Consider the following 18,439-nt stretch of genomic DNA (forward strand, 5'->3'; position numbering starts at 1 on the left):
CCCCGGAGGAGTTCCGGAGACAGTCCCTTGCGGCGTAGCTTTTATTTAAGCCGTCCAAGTTTTGGGGTGCAGTTCAAAGTGCGCAGCGGGGGTTTCTTGCATGTCCGAGGACGTTCTGAAAAGTAACACCAGGGCGGGCCCGGACGAAAACAACCGACTACAGGTCGATGTGCGATTCCTTGATCGGGAACGGCTCCGCGAAGTGGCAGGCGCAGCAGTGACCCGGTGCAACTTCCTTAAACTCGGGCAGCTTCTCGGAGCAGATACCCTGAGCGATCGGGCAGCGCGTGTGGAAACGGCAGCCGGTCGGCGGATCCAGCGGCGACGGCGGATCGCCAGCGAGGATGATGCGCTTACGGGTCTTCTGGATATCCGGATCGGGAACCGGCACGGCAGACAGCAGCGACTGCGTGTACGGATGGTGAGGCTCGCTATAGAGCGTCTTCCAGTCCGAAACCTCGACCATCTTACCCAGATACATAACGGCAACGCGATCGGAGATGTGCTGTACGACGGACAGGTCGTGTGCGATAAACAGATACGCGGTACCGAACTTGTCCTGCAGTTCCTTGAGCAGGTTCAGAACCTGGGCCTGAATGGACACATCCAGAGCGGATACCGGCTCGTCACAGATAATCAGCTTGGGCTTCAGCGCAAAAGCGCGGGCAATACCGACACGCTGACGCTGGCCGCCCGAGAACTCATGCGGATAGCGGTTGATGTGCTCGGGGTTCAGTCCAACGACGTCGAGAAGCTCACGGACGCGCTCAATGCGCTCCTCCTTGGTACCCACACCATGAATGGTCATGGGCTCGGAGACAATCTCGCCGATGGTCATACGAGGGTTGAGCGAAGCATAAGGATCCTGGAAGATAAACTGCATCTCGCGACGCATGTCCTTGATCTCATGCTTGCTCATCTCGGCAACATCTTTGCCCTGGAAAAATACCTTACCGGCAGTCGGCTTGGTCAGACGCATGATAGTGCGGCCCGTGGTGGACTTACCGCAACCAGACTCGCCAACCAGACCAAAGGTCTCGCCAGGATAAATCTCAAAAGAGATGTCGTTTACAGCAGAGACGACGCGCTTGGAAAAACGCTTGGCGAACATGCCGGACTCTGCGGGGAACTCCTTGGAGAGGTGCTCGACCTTCAGCAGCGGAGTGCGCTCGTTATTGTCTGCCATTTACGCCTCGCCTCCCTTCTTGGAATCCTTGCGCGTACGAGACGTCTCGGGAGCGTTCTTAAGGAACTCGGGGTCACCGGAATAATGGCACGCAGAATAGTGGCCGGACTCGGTGACAACACGCTCGGGGCGCTGTTTGCGGCACTTATCGGTTGCATAGGGGCAACGAGGCGAGAACACGCAGCCCTCGGGCAGGTTCATGAGCGAAGGCGGGTTGCCGTGAATCGGCGTAAGCGGCTTCTTCTCATCGATGGCCTGCTCCGGGATGGAGCGGATAAGGCCCCAGGTATAGGGGTGGCGGCTCTCGTAGAAGATTTCCTCAGCAGTACCGAACTCGACGGGACGGCCGGCGTACATAACCATGATCTTATCGGCCATATCGGCGACGACGCCCAGGTCATGGGTAATCATGATGATGGCGTTGCCGTTCTTCTCCTGCATTTCCTGCATAAGCTCAATAATCTGAGCCTGAATGGTAACGTCCAGGGCAGTCGTGGGCTCGTCGGCAATCAGAATATCGGGATCGCAGGCAAGGGCCATGGCAATCATGACGCGCTGACGCATACCGCCAGAGAACTGATGTGGATACTCATTGACGCGCTTCTCGGGCTCGGGAATGCCAACGAGGTCCAAAAGCTCGGTGGCGCGCTTGAGCGCCTCCTGCTTGGAGTAACCACGGTGCAGACGAAGACCCTCGCCCACCTGCTTGCCGATCTTATAGACCGGGTTCAAGGAGGTCATAGGATCCTGGAAGATCATCGCGATGTCGTTACCGCGAATGTGCTGCATCTCTTCCTCGGTCATCTCGAGGATGGAGCGACCGCGATAGCGAACGTCGCCGCCCTCGATCTTTCCCGGAGGCATCGAGATAAGACCCATGATGGTCATGGCGGTCACGGACTTACCGGAGCCGGACTCACCGACGACGCCAAGGGTCTCGCCGCGATCGAGCGTGTAGGACACACCGTCGACAGCGCGAACGACGCCATCCTCGGTATGGAAATACATCTTAAGGTCATCGACCTCGAGCAGATGCTGGCCCTCGGGAACCGGCTGGTCCTTCAGGTCCACATAGTTCTTGTTCTTCTTCATCCTTATGCGTCCTTCATCTTGACGTCGAGGGCGTCGCGCAGACCGTCACCCAGCAGGGTGAAGGCGAGCACCGTCGAGAGAATTGCCAGACCGGGCATGATCATCATCCAGGGAGCGGTCAGAAGATACTGCTGACCGTCCTGAATCATGGAGCCCCACGAAGGCGTAGGCGGAATAACGCCCATGCCGAGGAAGGACAGAGCGGACTCGGTCAGAATGGCGCCACCAATGTTCATGGTTGCGTAGACCACGATAGAGGCGACGGAGTTCGGGAAGATGTGACGCACGACGATACGAGCATCGGATGCACCCATCGCGCGCGCAGCGTCAACATAGTCGTTTTCCTTGACCGTCAAGATTGCAGAGCGGAAGACGCGCGCAATCGAAGGCCAGCCGAGAATACCGATGGCGATAAAGACGTTCTGAAGGCCACGGCCGATAACGGCGATCATGGCAACAACGAACAGCACGTACGGGAACGCCAGGAAGATGTCCGCACAGCGCATGATGATCGTATCCCAGATGCCGCCGTAGAAACCCGCCAGAGCACCCATGACCAGACCGATCATCGTGGAGATCGCGGTGGCCATAATGCCGACGGACAGCGAAACGCGCGCACCGTAGATAACGCGGACGAGAATGTCACGACCAAGGGCGTCGGTGCCAAACGGGTGCTCTGCACACGGAGCCAGCAGCGACGTCTCGGCCATGGTGGTCGAGTCGGAAGCCGTCGGCGAACCGAGCCAGGGCTTAGCCCACAGATCTGCGGTCAGGGCAACCACAACGACGATGATGATCCAGCAGACACCGATAACGGCGAGCTTGTTCTTACGAAGACGCTTAAAAGCGTCGCCCCACAGCGTGCGGGACTTGGCGGGAGCAGATGCGGCCTTGGTGGCGGTAGCCTGCTCCTGAGACTGAGAATCAGTTTCCTGCATGAGACGTACCTCCCTTAGGCCTTATCCGACGGACCGCCAAGGCGGATGCGCGGGTCGAGGAATGCATAGCTAATGTCGACGAGCAGGTTGATCACCATAACGACGACGACGATGAGCGTAACGCCGCCCATAACGATGGGCCAGTCACGCATGCTAATGGCGCGATAGACCTCATAGCCGATACCGGGCCAGTTAAAGACCGTCTCGGTCAGGATGGCGCCCGAAAGCATGCCACCAAAGTCGACACCAATATAGGTAACGACGGGGATGAGTGCATTCTTAAGCGCATGCTTGACGATGATCGCGCGATTGGAGAGACCCTTCGCCTTTGCCGTACGGATGTAATCCTGGTTCATGACGTCAAGCAGCTGCGAGCGCATAATGCGGGCAGCATAAGCGGTCGAAACCGAAGCCAGCGTAATGGTCGGAAGCACATAGTGCATCCAATCCTGATACTGAGAGCTGGAACCGCCGGCACCCGAGATCGGCATGGAGATTGCACCGCCCGTGGCGTCCTTGAGAATGACGCCAAAGAACAGTTGCAGCAACATACCGAGCCAGAAGGCCGGTACGGCAACGAGGATCGACGTGGTGAGCGTTACCAAAATATCCCAGAAGGAATAACGCTTTACCGCCGAAATGATACCCGCACCGATACCCATGATCGCCTCGAGCACGATGGCGCACGCGGCAAGTTTGACCGTATACGGATACTTCTGGGCAAAGATTTCCGTAACCGGCAGTTTGCGCTGATACGAATTGCCCAGATCGCCATGAAGCAGGCCGTTCATGTAATACAAGTAACGGTCCACGAGCGACGTTTGAACGGGGTCGCCGTTCTCGTCAAGGATCGCGTTGCCGTCCTCGTCCGACTGGACCAGGTGATAGCGAACGCGAAGCTGAAGCTCCACCTCGGGGGACAGAGCCTTGTCTCCACCGATCAGCTTGATCGGATCTCCCGGCACGATATTCTGGAGGGCGAACAGAATCAGCGTAACGCCCAAAAATACCGGGATGAACTGAAGCACACGTTTAACGATGTACTTACCCATACCACTCCCCTATCTAGGGATTAACCTAAATGGGATGCCGATCGCCAGACCGGCATCCCAAAATTACCATCAGCCAGTTTACCCCAGGTTAGGGAGAACTGTATGTTTCCCATGAGGTCTACGTAAATACTTGACCCTCACGGAAGCTGCAAACTCTTAGGCGAGCTCAGCGGTACCCAGCTCGGCGTGCTTCTGCGGATCGACATAGAGGTGCTTGATGCGATCGGAGCCAACGATGGTGTGCGTGTAGAACATCACCGGGATGACCGGGCAGTCGGCAGCGACCATTGCGTCGGCCTCCTGCATCTTAGCGACGCGCTCTTCGTCGTCAACCGTGGTGCGAGCCTCGTCGACCTTGGCGTCGAACTCGGGGTTGTTGTAACCGGAGCGGTTGTCGCCACCGAGGGAGTCGGAGTGGAACAGCGGATACAGGAAGTTATCCATGATCGGGTAGTCGGCAATCCAGCCCAGACGACCGAACTGATAGTCGAAGTTCTGGTACTGCTCGAGCAGGGCAGACCACTCGGGGGTATCGGAGACAGCGGTAACGCCAACCTTGGCGAGGTCGCCGATGATGGACTCCATGATCTCCTTGTGACCACCATCCTGGTTGTAGGAAAGGGTCACGTTAATGCCACGGTCACCGTTGGCATCGGCAGGAGCAACCTTATCGAGGTACTCGTTAGCCTTGTCGACGTCGTAGGCGCAGAACTCCCATGCGCCCTCCTTGTAGCCATCGATGCCCGGAGGAACAATGCCGTCGGCGGGGGTACGGGTACCCTTGTAGATGGTCTTGCAGATAGCCTCACGGTTGATGGCCAGGGAGATGCCCCTACGCAGGTCGGCGTTGTTGAACGGCTCGGCCGTGTTGTTGCAGGTCAGGTAGTAGGTGGAAGGCTCGGCACCGAGCAGCATGCGCTCGCCGTCGCCCATGGTGTAGCCGTCCTTGGACACGCCACGATCCTTCTTGGCAGCATCGATCTGAGCAACGGGAACGTCGCAGACATCGAGGTTACCGGCCTGGAACTCCTTGTAAGCGGTCTCCATATCCTTGATGACCTGGAAGTGGATGCCATCGATCTTGGCCTTATCGCCATAGTAATCGTCGAACTTCTTGAGGTTGATCTCCTGACCATCCTCCCACTTGCCGTCCATCATGAACGGGCCGTTACCAATCGGCGCAAGATAGAAGCTCTTGGCATCGGACTCGGCGCACTCGGGAACCGGGGCCAGAGCCGGGTGAGAGGCGACGAAGGGGAAGTCGGCGTAAGCGGAAGTCAGCTTGACGACGAGGGTCTCATCGTCGGGGCAAGTAACACCGCTGAGCTCGGTAGCGTTACCGGCAAGCAGGTCGTCATAGCCCTCGACCATGGAAAGGTGATAGGAGACCTCGGAAGGGCCGTACTCGGTAGCGATGGCCGACTTGGTGTTGACCAGACGCTCCCAACCGAGCTTGAAGGACTTGGAGGTAACGTCGTCACCGTTGTGGAACTTGGCCTTCTTGATCTTGAAGGTAAACTCGGTGGCGTCGTCGTTGGCCTCGAAGGACTCGCAAGCCAGCGGAACGATCTCGCCCTTCTCGGCGTCATAAGAGGTCAGAGCGTCAAAGAGCTGGTACTCGACCTGAGTGCCCTGGTCCTCCTGGACATTGTAGGGGTCGATGCAAACCGGGTTGTTGATGTAGAAGTTCAGCGTCGAACCGGACTCAGAACCGGAAGCGTCGCCGCCCTTCTTGCCGCATGCGGCAAGAAAAGCCATGGAGCTCGCAGCGAGGGTGCCGCCAACAAAGGCGCGACGACCCATAACGGGCTGGTGGAACATAGAATCAGCCATGCCATCCTCCTTATGAGATAGGACAAAGAAATGTTCAGTCGGACACATGTCGAGACAATCCGATCCGAACCATCAAAACGCCGTCCGCCGCTATGGCTGGTTATGCACAGCGGACCAACGTTTCGCAATACAGTAGCGCATTTTATGCACGATTTGGGGCTAATTCCGGTCAACGGTCGAGAATTTCTTTAGTTGGGCGAAGTATGTGGGGATATTTTGGCTCTGTTACAAATATGTAAACAAAAAGGGTCCCGCACTTGCGGAACCCTTTTCAAGTATTTATACGGCTCGTGCTTAGTAGCCGACGATACCCTGCGGGAAGAAGAACATGCACAGGACGACGCACGCGGCAAAAACGACGGCCATAATTACCGTCAGGCGATCGAGGTTCTGCTCCATGACGCCCGTGGCAGAGCTGGAGTTATACAGCGAGCTAGCGATCATATCCGAAACGCCGGTGCCCTTACCGGAGTGCATCAGAACGAGAATCGTCAGCGCCACGGCAGAAACAGCCCAAACGACAAACAGAAGAATCTGGAACGGACCCATAGATAAGCTCCTTAATAGAACAATTCAAACTCCAGTACTGTACCACAATCCCCCGCTCTCCCCTACCTGCCACTCGGGGACGGGGTAGAAATGGCAGAAATACCAAAAAGGGGTTGCCCAAATATGGGCAACCCCCTGCAAGAAAACGCTTGGAGTTTTCTCTTAGGCCTCGGTGGCGAGCACGCGACCCGTCATCTCGGCGGAAGGCTCAATACCAGCCATGGTGAGCATGGTCGGAGCGATATCGGAAAGACGGCCGTCCTCGATACCGGTGAGCTGTGCCTTCTCATCAACGATGATGAACGGCACGCGGTTGGTGGTGTGAGCCGTGAACGGATGCTTGGAACCGTCGGAAGCAACGTCAAACATGTGATCGGCGTTGCCGTGATCGGCGGTAATCAGCGCAAAGCCGCCCTTAGCGAGAATCGCCGGGACAACCTTGGACAGGGCATCGTCAACAGCCTCGACGGCCTTAACGGCAGCGTCGAAGACACCGGTGTGACCAACCATGTCGCAGTTTGCGAAGTTCACGATGTAGAAATCAGCGCGATCCTCGTTGATGGCGGCGACAAGCTTCTCGGTAACCTCGGGAGCGCTCATCTCAGGTTGCAGGTCGTAGGTAGCGACCTTGGGGGAAGCGACGAGCACGCGCTCCTCACCCTCCTTGGGCTCCTCGATGCCGCCGTTGAGGAAGAACGTCACGTGGGCGTACTTCTCGGTCTCGGCGGTGTGCAGCTGCTTCAGGCCGTTGGCGGCGATAACGTCGGCCAGGACGTTCTCGGGGAACGTCTTGGGGAAGGCGACCTCGACGTCAAACGTCGGATCGTACTCGGTCATCGTCACAAAGTGCGAAAGCTTGATCTGCTCGCGCTCAAAGCCGTCGAACTCCTTGTCCGTGAACACGCGGGTCATCTGACGGGCGCGGTCGGGACGGAAGTTGAAGAAGATGGCCGCGTCGCCCTCGTGGATGCCCTCGTTGTGGGCAGCGAAGGGCTCGACGAACTCGTCGCCGCGCGGATCCTTCTCGTAGTAGGCCTTGATACCGGCAACAGGGTCGGTATCGGCATCGGATGCGTTGACCATGACGTCGTAGGCGCGCTGGATGCGCTCCCAACGGTTGTCGCGGTCCATGGCCCAATAACGGCCCGAGACGGTGGCAACGCGAGCGTCGCAACCGGTCTCCTCGGAGATCTTAGCCAGGAAGGCGCAGAACTCACTCATGTAACCGGCACCGGACTGCGGGTCAACGTCGCGACCATCCATGAAGGCGTGGACGCGAACGGTCTTGACACCGTGCTCGGCAGCCATCTTGACCAGAGCCTCGACGTGGCTCATATGAGAATGAACACCGCCAGGGCTCATAAGGCCCATGAGGTGGAGAGTCTTGCCGTCAGCCTTGACGTCGTCCATAGCCTTGACGAAGACCTCGTTCTTGGCGATGGAGCCGTCCTTGATGGCATTGTTGATGCGCGAAAGCTCCTGGAACACGATGCGGCCGGCACCGATGTTGAGGTGACCCACCTCGGAGTTGCCCATCTGGCCATCGGGAAGACCCACGTCCTCGCCCGAAGCGCCGAGCGTGGTGTGGGGGTACTTCTCGTACAGGCTATCGAGGAAGGGCGTCTTGGCAGCGGCGACGGCGTTCTCGCCATCGGCCGGAGCCAGGCCGCAACCATCCATGATGATCAGGAGTGCAGGAAGATGACGCTGTGCCATATGTCCTACTCGCCTGCCTTGACGACCATAGAGGCGAAGTCGGCAGCCTTGAGCGAAGCGCCGCCCACGAGGGCGCCGTCAACGTCGGGCTTGGCGACGAGCTCGGCAATGTTGCCGGGCTTAGCGGAACCACCGTACAGGACACGGATGCCGTTAGCGAGCTCCTCGCCGAACATCTCCTTGAGGGTCTCACGGATAGCGCCGCAGACCTCCTGAGCGTCCTCGGCGGTAGCGGTCTTGCCGGTGCCGATGGCCCAGATGGGCTCGTAGGCGACGACGACCTGCTTGGGGCAGGTGATCTCAAGACCAGCAAGGCCAGCCTTGACCTGGTTCACGACGTGCTCGACATAGGTGCCGGCCTCGCGAACCTCAAGGGACTCGCCGCAGCAGAAGACGGGAACAAGACCGGCGGCAACGAGGGCCTTGGCCTTCTTGTTTTGGTCCTCGTCGGTCTCGTGGAAGTAGTCGCGACGCTCGGAGTGACCGATGATGCAGTAGGTGCAGCCAGCGGACTTGAGCATGTCGCAAGAGGACTCACCGGTGAAGGCACCCTTGGCCTCCCAGTACACGTTCTGTGCACCGAGGGCGATGGGGGCAGCCTGAATACGGTCATGGACCGTAGTGATGTCGATGGTCGGAGGGCAGACGAGCACCTCGACGCCAGCCGGAACCTCGGGCAGAGCCTGGGCCAGCTCGTCGGCGAGCTTGGCAGCCTCGGCGACGTCGTTGTTCATCTTCCAGTTACCAGCGATAAGAAGGGTGCGATTAGGCATCGAGAAGCGCCTCCACTCCGGGCAGGGCCTTACCCTCGACGAGCTCCATGGAAGCGCCACCACCGGTGGAGATCCAGCTCATCTTGTCGGCCAGGTTGAACTTGTTGACAGCTGCGACGGAGTCGCCACCGCCGATAATCGAGGTGCAGTCGGCCTCGGCGACAGCCTCGGCGATAGCCTGGGTGCCGTGAGCGAAGTTATCGAACTCGAAGACGCCCATGGGGCCGTTCCAGAACACAGTCTTGGCGCCCTTGACAGCCTCGGCGTAAAGTTCCTCGGTCTTAGGACCGATGTCCATGCCCTCACGGTCGTCAGGGATAGCGTCGGAAGCGACAACCTCGGGGACAGCGTCCTCACCAAAGTGATCGGCAACACGGTTGTCGATGGGGAGCAGGATCTTGACGCCCTTCTCCTCGGCCTTCTTGAGCATTTCGCCAGCGCGCTCGACCCAGTCCTCTTCCTTGAGAGACTGACCGACGGACAGGCCCTGAGCCAGGAAGAAGGTGTAGGCCATACCGCCACCGATGATCAGGGTGTCAGCAGAGTCGATAAGGTGATCGAGAACGCCGATCTTGGAGGAAACCTTGGAACCGCCGACGATGGCGACGAAGGGGCGCTCGGGCTCGGCGAAGATGCCGGTCAGCGTGTCGACCTCCTTCTCGAGCAGGAAGCCAGCGACGGCAGGCAGGTAAGCGGCGGGGCCCACGACGGAACCCTGGGCGCGGTGAGCGGTGCCGAAGGCGTCGAGAACGAAGATGTCGCCGTAGGAAGCGAGCTTCTTGGCGATCTCGGGATCGTTCTTCTTCTCGCGCTTATCGAAACGGACGTTCTCGAGAACGAGGACCTTGCCCGGCTCGACAGCCTCGACGGCCTTGGCGGCCTCCTCGCCGTAGGTGTCCTGGACGAAGCTGACGTCGAGACCGGAAAGCTCGGCGAGCTTGGCGGCAACCGGCTTGAGCGAAAGCTCGGGCTCGAAACCAGTGCCGGCAGGACGGCCAAGGTGGCTCATGAGGATGACGCGAGCGTTGTGCTCGACGAGATACTTGATGGTGGGAAGGGCAGCCTTGATGCGGGTGGTATCGCCCACGACGCCGTCCTTGATAGGCACATTGAAGTCAACGCGAACGAGAACGCGCTTGCCGTCGACATCGATGTCGCGGACGGTCTTCTTGGTAAAGGCCATGTTTGCTTCTACCTTTCGTACATGTGTGCACGTATGTGCGCACGGTTTCCAATAAAAAAGGACGCGACCCCAGAGCATAAGCCCTTAAAGGCCGCGCCCTTCTTTAGACGCTCAACGAGCTATTCGCTAAAAGCTAAATTAAGCAACGAACTTCTCGAAGTACTTGATGGTGCGGACCATCTGAGAGGTGTAGGAGTTCTCGTTGTCGTACCAAGAGGTGACCTGAACGAGGGTCTGGCCGTTGCCGAGATCAGAGCACATGGTCTGAGTGGCGTCGAAGATGGAGCCGTGGGTCTCGCCGACGATGTCGCGGGAGACGATCTGGTCCTCGTTGTAAGCGAAGGTATCGGGGATGGTCTCGGCGTAGGCCTTCATGGCAGCGTTGACCTCGTCGACGGTGACCTTCTTGTCAACGACGGCGTAGAGGTTGGTCAGCGAGCCGGTCGGCGTCGGGACGCGCTGGGCGGCACCGATGAGCTTGCCGTTGAGCTCGGGGAGAACCAGGCCGATGGCCTTGGCAGCGCCCGTGGTGTTCGGGACGATGTTCTCGGAGCAGGCGCGGGAGCGACGGAAGTTGCCCTTGCGCTGCGGGCCGTCGAGCGGCATCTGGTCGCCGGTGAAGGCGTGGATGGTGGTCATGATGCCGGAGACGATGGGAGCGAAGTCGTTCAGGCCCTTGGCCATCGGGGCGAGGCAGTTGGTGGTGCAGGAAGCAGCGGAGATGATGTTGTCCTCAGCGGTCAGCGTCTCATGGTTGACGTTGTACACGATGGTGGGCAGATCGCTGCCGGCCGGAGCGGAGATGACGACCTTCTTGGCGCCAGCGTTGATGTGGGCCTGAGCCTTAGCCTTGCTGGTGTAGAAGCCGGTGCACTCGAGAACGACGTCGACGTCGAGGTCGCCCCAAGGCAGGTTGTTGGCGTCGGCCTCCTTGTAGATCTTGATCTCCTTGCCGTCAACGGTGATGGAATCCTCGCCAGCGACGACCTCGTGATCGCGAGCATAGTTGCCCTGCGTGGAGTCGTACTTCAGCAGGTAAGCGAGCATATCGGGAGAGGTGAGGTCGTTGATAGCGACGATCTCGGAGCCCTCATGACCGAACATCTGGCGGAAGGCCAGACGACCGATGCGACCGAAGCCGTTAATAGCAACCTTTACTGCCATTGTGTCTCCTTTCGTAAGGCCCCCGCAAGCTACAGCGCCCGCCGTTGAGGCCCACAAACTAACCACTCGCCTAATATACCTTTTTTTTGACTTGAATTTCACGAGAATGCTCGAAATTGAAAATCAAATTTACGTTAAAACGTTTTAAAGAATAAAATAGCAGCTAAATCCGTATATAAGTCGATACTTCAAACTACTTGTTTGCTTCAATGAGCTTTTCAAGCCTCAAAACGCGATGGTACAGGGCAGACTTCGACAAGGGAGGGTCAGCCATCTCGCCCAGATCGCGCAGCGACAGATCGGGATAGCGCTCGCGCAGGTCGCAAAAGACTGCCAAGGCGTCCGGAAGCGTGTCGCGCAAACCCCGCTGTTCGAGCTCATCGATCAACGCAAGCTGATGCTGGGCGGCACCCGCACTTCTGGTCTGATTGGCCAGTTCGGCATTCACGCGACGGTTTACGTCGTTCTTAACCAATTTGACCGCGCGCGCCTCCTCAATCTCGGCAACGCTGCGCTTGGCACCAATCAGCTTTAGGAGCTGCTCGATCTCCTCGGCGCTCTTAATGTAGACAGCAAAGGATCCGCGCCGCGCGTTAACGCGCGCATGGACCCCAATCTGCTCCAATAGATCGCAAAGTCCCCGAGCATACTGCTCGCCCTGCACCGCGATCTCCAAATGAAAGTCGCCGCGGGGATCGGCCACGAAACCGCCGGCGATGAGCGCGCCGCGGATGTAGGCAAGCCTGCAGCAGGGACGGGCAACGATGTGCCGGGGAACACCAGCGACGAGCCCTCCCCTGCGGTCGAGAATGCCCAGCAGCACCAGAGCCTTGTCCAGGTCGGGCTGATCGGGCAGGGTAATGAGATAGTTACGGACCTTATGCAAGACCGATTTACGAACGGTGAATTCCGTTTTGAGCTTAAGGATGCGATGCGTCAGCGTGATCATCGTGCGCGCGACGGCGCCCGTCTCGGTCGCGACCGTCAAACGATACCGCCCGGAGCCGGCCAGCGAAAGTGTACCGCTCACACGCGTCAGGGCGGCAAGCGTCGACAAATCGCAGTATTCACATTCGGGTTCGCAGCGCGCGAGCTCGTCACGCACCTCGGCGGTAAACGACATGCAGGCCTATGCTTTCGTGTTGGCGCGCGACAGGTCGCGATGGGAAATGCTCACATGATATTGGGCACCTTCTAAATAACGTGCCGTGGCCTCGGCGATGGCAACGCTGCGGTGTTGACCGCCCGTGCAGCCGATGGCAATAGAAAGCTGTGGCTTGCCCTCCGCGATATAGCCGGGCATGACCGTATCGAGCAGCTGCGTCCAGGCCTTCCAGAACTCCTGGGTCTTGGGATGGTCCAGAACAAAGTCGGAGACCTTTTTATCGAGACCGGTCATGGTGCGCATCTCGGGATCGTAGAACGGATTGGGCAGGAAGCGGACGTCGATCATAATGTCCGCCTCGACGGGCATGCCGTGCTTAAAGCCAAACGAGAACACGTGAACGTCCATGAGCTGCTGGTCGGACAGCTCGGAGAACGCCATGCGCAATTTGTTGCGCAGGGCAGAGGTGCGCAGGCGGCTCGTGTCGATGATCATATCGGCTCGATCGCGCACGCCCTGCAGCTGCAGGCGCTCGCGCTGAATCGCATCGGCCGTAGTCTCCCCCGGCTTGGCAATGGGGTGGCGGCGGCGGTTTTCGCTATAACGACGGATCAGCACCTCGTCAGAGGCCTCGAGAAACACGATGTCACAGCTCATCTCGCGCTCCTCGAGCGCGGCAACGGCATCGAGCAGCTCATCGAACAAGCCCTGGCTGCGCAGGTCGCAGGTGACGGCAAGATGCCTGCCCACGCCCGTATTGATGCCGACGAGTTCGGCAAGCTGGGCGATCAGACGCGGAGGCAAGTTGTCGATGCAAAAATAGCCCATGTCCTCGAACACATGCATGGCCTGCGTTCGGCCCGATCCGGACATTCCGGTGATGATGACGATATCGGGGATGCGCTCCGAGCGCTCCGCCGCATCCATGGCATCTCCCTTTTGCATGTGTGCCTCCTAAAACAAGCGCGGGACCCGGCCAGCGGATCCCGCGCGATCAATTGCCTTTATTGAGTATACCGCCCCAAGCGGATACGAGGCCTGTCTTACGCCTCAAGCGCAGCCTTGAACCAACTTGTAATACTCGTGGGGTGCGTGATGGCGGTGCCGACGACAACGGCCCAGGCGCCCGCATCGATCGCGGCGCGGGCCTCCTCGGGCGTGTGCACGCGGCCCTCGCAGATGATGGGAAGACCGGGGAATTCCTCGGTCGCCTGACGCAGAAGCGGCAGATCGGGGCCATCGGCCATGGTGCAGTCGATGGCGGCAACACCGTGAGAAAGCGTAGTGGATACCAGGTCAAAGCCCATATCAACCGCACGGCGAATGTCCTCGATGGTGGCACAGTCGGCCATCAGGAGCACACCCTCCTCGTGCAGCGGGCGGAAGGTGTCCTCGACGGTCTTGCCATCGGGGCGCGGGCGATCAGTGGCATCAATTGCCACGATGTCAGCACCCGCGGCAACGCAGGCGCGAGCATGACGCAGCGTCGGCGTGATGTAGACGCCCTCGTGTCCATCCTTCCACAAGCCGATAACAGGAACCTCACAGCGACCCTTAATGGCGGCAATGTCGGCAAGACCCTGGCAACGAATAGCGGCGGCGCCGCCAAGCTCGCAGGCGCGAGACATTTGAGCCATGGTCTCGGGCGTACGAAGCGGCTCGCCCATATACGCCTGAACGCTCACGACGAGCTTGCCCTTCAGGGACTGGATCAAAGGATCAACGGTCATGTTCGACTCAACCTTTCTCAAAACAGCCTTCTGAGACACCGCACCTTGACGTTCAAACCGTCGCTCACGTACCGAAGTACGCTTCGCTCCTCTTTCACGTCAATCTGCGGCACCTCAGAAGGCGCACTTGGTAGTTATGTTTACTTCAACGATGCAAGAAGGTGTTCGGCGGCACCGATGAGCGGCGCGTCGCCCTCCAGAGAGCCGATGAGAATCGGCGTGTCCTGAAGCGGGTCGAGCGCCTGGCTGGCATAGCCCTCGTGCACCGAGTCCTTCCACGTCTGTGAACGCCAATCGGGACCTTGGTGAATCACGCCGCCCGAAAGCACGATGACCTCAGGGTCCAGGATGTTAGCGAGCGAGCCCAGGCTGGCGCCCAACGCAAAGCCGGCGTCATGAATGACCTCGGTCGCCTTCGCGTCGCCTGCGCGGCACAGGTCGTTCACGTCACGGCCGACCGAAGGACGGCTGGGGTCGACGCGGCCAAAACGCTCATCGTACATGCGCCCGATTGATGTTCCGGAAGCAACCGACTCCAGATGGCCGGAACGCCCGCAGGCGCAGGGAATGCCGGCGGCAGCCGAGCACTCGATGTGGCCCATATGGCCGGCAGCACCATGGAAGCCCTGCATCACGCGGCCGTTCTCGACATATGCGCCGCCGATGCCCGTACCGATGCCCAAACACAAGACGGAGAACTTGCCCTTGCCGACGCCCCAGTGGGCCTCGCCCAGAGCATGAGCCTGCACGTCGCCTACAACGGCAACGGGAAGGCCGAGGTCCTCGCGCAGACGCGGCCCCAACTGAACGCCGGACCAGCCGGGCATGATCTCGTTGGCATACGCGATGGCGCCCGTCTTGGGGTCGACGACACCGGCAGCGCCGATGCCAACTCCGAGGACCTCGACATCGGGATTCGCCTCAAGAGCAGCCTTGATGGACGCCTCGATACGCTGGAAGACCGCTTCGCCACCCTCCTGGGCCTCGGTGGGAACCTCAGCCTCAAAAACGGGATGGGGCACACCGCCGTCAGCCGGGTACTCCATGATGGCAGTCGCGATCTTAGTTCCGCCGATATCGACAGAGCAGACGTACTTGTTCTCCATGTCGTTCTCCTTCGGAGACAAAAACAACTACAGGAAATGCGCCGTCAGGCTAGCCGTCACAGCGCGGTAAAGGTTTTCCAGGTGCCCGAGATCGCCGAGAAACCGTGCGGCCATTGACCTAATGGGTCATGGCCGCACGGTTGAACGGCGAGGTCGGGTGCCTGGGAAAGCTTTAAAGGAGACCGTTGTCCTGGAGGACCTTGCGAATCGCCTCGACGTTTTCACCGGTCATGGCCTTCACCGGGCGCGGCATGGTCGGGCTGTCGAAGATGCCCATGAGGTTCATAGCGGTCTTGAAGGCGCCGACGCCACCGGCATAGCCCTGGACGCCCGAGGTGACATCCCAGATGTGCGAAATCTCGTTGAGGCGATCCTGCTCGGCCTTGACGGTAGCCCAGTCACCAGCCTGAGCGGCCTTCCACTGACGAACGTAGCCCTCGGGCTCAACGTTGGCGAGACCCGGGACAGAGCCGTCGGCGCCACCGAGATAGGCACCGTCGACGACGACCTCATGGCCGGTAAGGATGCTCATCGGATGGCCGTTCTTCTCGTTCTCCTGAATGAGGTAGCGGAACGAGATGTCATCGCCCGAGGAATCCTTGACGCCAGCCAGGACGCCCTCGGCGCCGAGCTTAGCAAGGAGCTTCCAGGGGAGCTTGGTGTGAACACACACGGGAATGTCATAGGCAAAGATGGGCAGGTCGAGCTCCTCGTGCAGGATGCGGAAGTGCTCCTCGACCTCGGTCATGCCCTGCAGGGCATAGAACGGGCAGGTGGCGACAAGCGCATCGGCACCCAGCTCCTGAGCGACCTTGCCGTGCTCGATCATGCGCTCGGTCTCGGTGTCGATGATGCCGACCAGAACAGGCACGCGGTGGTCGACGATGCGCACGGCCTCGGCGACAATCTGGCGACGGCGCTCGTCGGTGGAGAAGACGACCTCGCCCGAGGATCCCAGGAAGAACAGGCCATCGACGCCGGCATCGATCATGCGGTTGATGCTGCGCTCAAAGGAGGCAACATCGAGCTGGTGGTCTTCGGTATCGGGAACAACGACGGGAGGGATAACGCCGGTGAATTTCTGAGTTGCCACAAGAATCTCCTTAGTTGTCTGGCGAGCGGCCCTATGCCGCCCACTCTTGTTAGCAGTGTCCAGGCCGTCTAGGCCAAAGAACACGGGTAGAACGTTTGGTTAAAGAAGTCGACGACTTCGTTTTCGAACGCATTGATGCGCTCGTGAGCGTATTTGGCATAGATGATATGCCTCCGGTCACACTCAAGACCGTTGAATACGGCAAACTGACCCTTGGGATCGCTCACGGCGTCCATAAGCGATGTGCCCATGAGCACCGATCCGCGCACCCGAGACGACAGCACCTCGAGACCGCCGGGAAGCGGATTGGCAACCGCCGTGCAAGCGAGGCCCCGCTCGTCCAGAGCAGAAACCGCCAGCGCGACACCGCCGCCAAGGCCCTCGCCCCACGCAAAAATGCGATCGGAGTCCACGCCATCAAGATTGCGCGCAACCTTCGCCATCGCGCAACCCCAACGGACGCGCTCGACAAAAGCGGGCGAAGCAATCCCCCGCTGCAGGTCGTCCGTACCAGCAACATCGTCATCCAGCGCGAGGACGGCATACCCCATGGCGGCAAATCTCGTCATGTGATGCCAGCCGCGCACAGGCCGATCGATGTCATGGAACATCAGGCACAGCGGCACGCGCTCAGATACTCGGGCACGACCGACAGGCTCAATCAAACGAGCGTGGACCGCATCGTCACCGAGCTTAAAGGAAACCTCCGAGTAACGGGCGCAGGGGTTAACAAAGTCAATTGCCGTAATGGCCAGGCCTTGAATCTCAAGGCTCGAAGCGCATGTCTCTAAATCAGAAACATCTGCTTGGACATCACCGTGCCAGTCCCGATATTCTGTGAGCCTTGACGAAACCATTCCAGGAATTCCCACGAGCCCGGGGACTATCAGCTCGTCAACATTGCTCTCGCACTTAGACATGAGCCTCCCCTCCCTCACAGAAAAACGGAATGATCAGATCGTCAAAATCCTGAATCTCCTCGTGGCCAAAGCCTTCAAAGAACTCATGACGCTTCTCACAGGTCAGGTTGTTGTAGACCGCAAACTGCGTCGCCGGAGGGCAGACGATATCGGCCGTGCCCGTGCCAAACAGCACGGGGCACTTGACCATGGGGGCAAAATTCTTGGAATCGAAGTACGCCAGCTTGGCATAGGCTTCCTCGATACGAGTCGAGTCCTCGTCAAACCAACGCGACCAATAGCGCAGACCCTCGTAGGCAATATCGTCGGCGTCCAGATCCCAAACCAGGCGGAAGTCCGATAAGAAGGGATAGAGGATGGCGGCGCGATTGATAAGCTCGCTGTTAAGCGCGCAGGTTGCAATACCCAAACCGCCGCCCTGCGATGCGCCATTCACATACACGCGGGTAAGATCGATGCCCTCGAGCTCGCGAACGATACGGCACAGAATGCGGATATCCTGGTGTAGGCGGACATAGTAGAGGTTGGCCGGGTCGCCGTCGATACCGGCGACGATATGGCCCGCGACCGTCGTGCCCTCAAATCCACCAATGTCCTCGGAGGGGCCTCCTTGGCCAGGACAATCGAGAGCAATGAGCGCCATGCCCATGCCCGCAAACGACGCCTGCTCAAACCAGCTGCGGCTCGCACCCGGATACCCATGGAACTGAAGTACCAATGGCACAAGCTCGTCCGAGACGGGTTTAAGGTACTTGGCATGCAGGCGTGCACGACACATGCCGGTATACCAGAGGTCGAAAAACCGACAGGTCGCGGAATCCGCAACCGAAGCCGCCTCAATCGCGTAGTCGAGCTCGACGGCGTCGGCCTCGGCCATGCGGTCCTTCCAAAAGAGATCGAAATCCGATGGACGGGGCATAGCGCCTCGATATTCACCAAATTGCTGTTGTAGCTCCTGAGCACTTGGCATGGCTCGTGAACCCAACCTTTCGAAATCGC

Annotated in this window: 17 protein-coding genes; all 17 read right to left on the reverse strand. The window is 59.3% G+C overall.

The window, feature by feature from the left end; translation table 11 throughout:
• Positions 1-157: 157 nt before the first annotated feature.
• The 17 genes from ABCP74_RS07805 to ABCP74_RS07885 all read right to left on the reverse strand — a co-directional run bounded on the left by ABCP74_RS07805 (position 158) and on the right by ABCP74_RS07885 (position 18,410).
• Positions 158-1,186: an ABC transporter ATP-binding protein gene (locus ABCP74_RS07805; RefSeq protein ID WP_006236139.1), complete on the reverse strand. Its 1,029-nt coding sequence runs from the start codon at positions 1,184-1,186 to the stop codon at positions 158-160.
• Positions 1,187-2,278, reverse strand: a complete 1,092-nt coding sequence (locus ABCP74_RS07810) for an ABC transporter ATP-binding protein (RefSeq protein WP_117564867.1) — start codon at positions 2,276-2,278, stop codon at positions 1,187-1,189.
• A gap of 2 nt (positions 2,279-2,280) precedes the next feature.
• Positions 2,281-3,216, reverse strand: coding sequence for an ABC transporter permease (locus tag ABCP74_RS07815; protein WP_343001462.1), 936 nt, complete (start codon positions 3,214-3,216; stop codon positions 2,281-2,283).
• 14 nt (positions 3,217-3,230) lie between these two features.
• Positions 3,231-4,268 carry an ABC transporter permease gene (locus ABCP74_RS07820; protein WP_022094885.1) on the reverse strand — a complete coding sequence of 346 codons (1,038 nt, stop codon included), beginning with the start codon at positions 4,266-4,268 and terminating at the stop codon, positions 3,231-3,233.
• Positions 4,269-4,424: 156 nt separating this feature from the next.
• Entirely contained in the window at positions 4,425-6,101 is a 1,677-nt protein-coding gene (locus ABCP74_RS07825; protein ID WP_343001463.1) for a peptide ABC transporter substrate-binding protein, read from the reverse strand.
• A 294-nt stretch (positions 6,102-6,395) separates the two neighbouring features.
• Positions 6,396-6,650, reverse strand: a complete 255-nt coding sequence (gene secG / locus ABCP74_RS07830; RefSeq protein WP_343001464.1) for a preprotein translocase subunit SecG — start codon at positions 6,648-6,650, stop codon at positions 6,396-6,398.
• Positions 6,651-6,812: 162 nt separating this feature from the next.
• Positions 6,813-8,366 (reverse strand): 2,3-bisphosphoglycerate-independent phosphoglycerate mutase, encoded by a 1,554-nt coding sequence (gene gpmI, locus ABCP74_RS07835; RefSeq protein WP_055251837.1) that lies wholly within the window; start codon positions 8,364-8,366, stop codon positions 6,813-6,815.
• Positions 8,367-8,371: 5 nt separating this feature from the next.
• The gene (tpiA, locus tag ABCP74_RS07840) at positions 8,372-9,139 is read right to left on the reverse strand and encodes a triose-phosphate isomerase (RefSeq protein ID WP_022094882.1); all 768 of its coding nucleotides are present in this window, start codon (positions 9,137-9,139) and stop codon (positions 8,372-8,374) included.
• Entirely contained in the window at positions 9,132-10,322 is a 1,191-nt protein-coding gene (locus tag ABCP74_RS07845) for a phosphoglycerate kinase (protein ID WP_343001466.1), read from the reverse strand. The genes tpiA and ABCP74_RS07845 overlap by 8 nt, the downstream gene beginning before the upstream one ends.
• Before the next feature lie 138 nt (positions 10,323-10,460).
• Positions 10,461-11,486, reverse strand: coding sequence for a type I glyceraldehyde-3-phosphate dehydrogenase (gap, locus tag ABCP74_RS07850; RefSeq protein WP_006236151.1), 1,026 nt, complete (start codon positions 11,484-11,486; stop codon positions 10,461-10,463).
• A gap of 193 nt (positions 11,487-11,679) precedes the next feature.
• Positions 11,680-12,609 (reverse strand): DNA-binding protein WhiA, encoded by a 930-nt coding sequence (gene whiA / locus ABCP74_RS07855; protein WP_343001467.1) that lies wholly within the window; start codon positions 12,607-12,609, stop codon positions 11,680-11,682.
• 6 nt (positions 12,610-12,615) lie between these two features.
• The gene (rapZ, locus tag ABCP74_RS07860; RefSeq protein ID WP_022094878.1) at positions 12,616-13,536 is read right to left on the reverse strand and encodes an RNase adapter RapZ; all 921 of its coding nucleotides are present in this window, start codon (positions 13,534-13,536) and stop codon (positions 12,616-12,618) included.
• Between the two features lie 98 nt (positions 13,537-13,634).
• On the reverse strand, positions 13,635-14,321 hold the full coding sequence (locus ABCP74_RS07865) for an N-acetylmannosamine-6-phosphate 2-epimerase (RefSeq protein WP_022094877.1): 687 nt from the start codon (positions 14,319-14,321) through the stop codon (positions 13,635-13,637).
• 140 nt (positions 14,322-14,461) lie between these two features.
• The gene (locus ABCP74_RS07870) at positions 14,462-15,427 is read right to left on the reverse strand and encodes an ROK family protein (protein ID WP_006236155.1); all 966 of its coding nucleotides are present in this window, start codon (positions 15,425-15,427) and stop codon (positions 14,462-14,464) included.
• A gap of 172 nt (positions 15,428-15,599) precedes the next feature.
• A complete protein-coding gene (locus ABCP74_RS07875) occupies positions 15,600-16,520 on the reverse strand; it encodes a dihydrodipicolinate synthase family protein (protein WP_196025586.1) in 921 nt (306 codons plus the stop codon).
• Positions 16,521-16,588: 68 nt separating this feature from the next.
• Positions 16,589-17,377, reverse strand: a complete 789-nt coding sequence (locus ABCP74_RS07880; RefSeq protein ID WP_343001469.1) for an acetylxylan esterase — start codon at positions 17,375-17,377, stop codon at positions 16,589-16,591.
• A 55-nt stretch (positions 17,378-17,432) separates the two neighbouring features.
• Positions 17,433-18,410, reverse strand: coding sequence for an acetylxylan esterase (locus tag ABCP74_RS07885; RefSeq protein ID WP_343001470.1), 978 nt, complete (start codon positions 18,408-18,410; stop codon positions 17,433-17,435).
• Between the last annotated feature and the right edge of the window lie 29 nt (positions 18,411-18,439).

The sequence above is a fragment of the Collinsella aerofaciens genome (assembly GCF_039062315.1).
GTDB lineage: Bacteria > Actinomycetota > Coriobacteriia > Coriobacteriales > Coriobacteriaceae > Collinsella > Collinsella aerofaciens_BG.

What these genes read in the sequence shown, in the direction of transcription:
- ABCP74_RS07805 (WP_006236139.1), bottom strand. Translation starts at nt 1,186, where the DNA reads ATGGCAGACAATAACGAGCGCACTCCGCTGCTGAAGGTCGAGCACCTC.
- ABCP74_RS07810 (WP_117564867.1), bottom strand. Translation starts at nt 2,278, where the DNA reads ATGAAGAAGAACAAGAACTATGTGGACCTGAAGGACCAGCCGGTTCCC.
- ABCP74_RS07815 (WP_343001462.1), bottom strand. Translation starts at nt 3,216, where the DNA reads ATGCAGGAAACTGATTCTCAGTCTCAGGAGCAGGCTACCGCCACCAAG.
- ABCP74_RS07820 (WP_022094885.1), bottom strand. Translation starts at nt 4,268, where the DNA reads ATGGGTAAGTACATCGTTAAACGTGTGCTTCAGTTCATCCCGGTATTT.
- ABCP74_RS07825 (WP_343001463.1), bottom strand. Translation starts at nt 6,101, where the DNA reads ATGGCTGATTCTATGTTCCACCAGCCCGTTATGGGTCGTCGCGCCTTT.
- secG (WP_343001464.1), bottom strand. Translation starts at nt 6,650, where the DNA reads ATGGGTCCGTTCCAGATTCTTCTGTTTGTCGTTTGGGCTGTTTCTGCC.
- gpmI (WP_055251837.1), bottom strand. Translation starts at nt 8,366, where the DNA reads ATGGCACAGCGTCATCTTCCTGCACTCCTGATCATCATGGATGGTTGC.
- tpiA (WP_022094882.1), bottom strand. Translation starts at nt 9,139, where the DNA reads ATGCCTAATCGCACCCTTCTTATCGCTGGTAACTGGAAGATGAACAAC.
- ABCP74_RS07845 (WP_343001466.1), bottom strand. Translation starts at nt 10,322, where the DNA reads ATGGCCTTTACCAAGAAGACCGTCCGCGACATCGATGTCGACGGCAAG.
- gap (WP_006236151.1), bottom strand. Translation starts at nt 11,486, where the DNA reads ATGGCAGTAAAGGTTGCTATTAACGGCTTCGGTCGCATCGGTCGTCTG.
- whiA (WP_343001467.1), bottom strand. Translation starts at nt 12,609, where the DNA reads ATGTCGTTTACCGCCGAGGTGCGTGACGAGCTCGCGCGCTGCGAACCC.
- rapZ (WP_022094878.1), bottom strand. Translation starts at nt 13,536, where the DNA reads ATGCAAAAGGGAGATGCCATGGATGCGGCGGAGCGCTCGGAGCGCATC.
- ABCP74_RS07865 (WP_022094877.1), bottom strand. Translation starts at nt 14,321, where the DNA reads ATGACCGTTGATCCTTTGATCCAGTCCCTGAAGGGCAAGCTCGTCGTG.
- ABCP74_RS07870 (WP_006236155.1), bottom strand. Translation starts at nt 15,427, where the DNA reads ATGGAGAACAAGTACGTCTGCTCTGTCGATATCGGCGGAACTAAGATC.
- ABCP74_RS07880 (WP_343001469.1), bottom strand. Translation starts at nt 17,377, where the DNA reads ATGGTTTCGTCAAGGCTCACAGAATATCGGGACTGGCACGGTGATGTC.
- ABCP74_RS07885 (WP_343001470.1), bottom strand. Translation starts at nt 18,410, where the DNA reads ATGCCAAGTGCTCAGGAGCTACAACAGCAATTTGGTGAATATCGAGGC.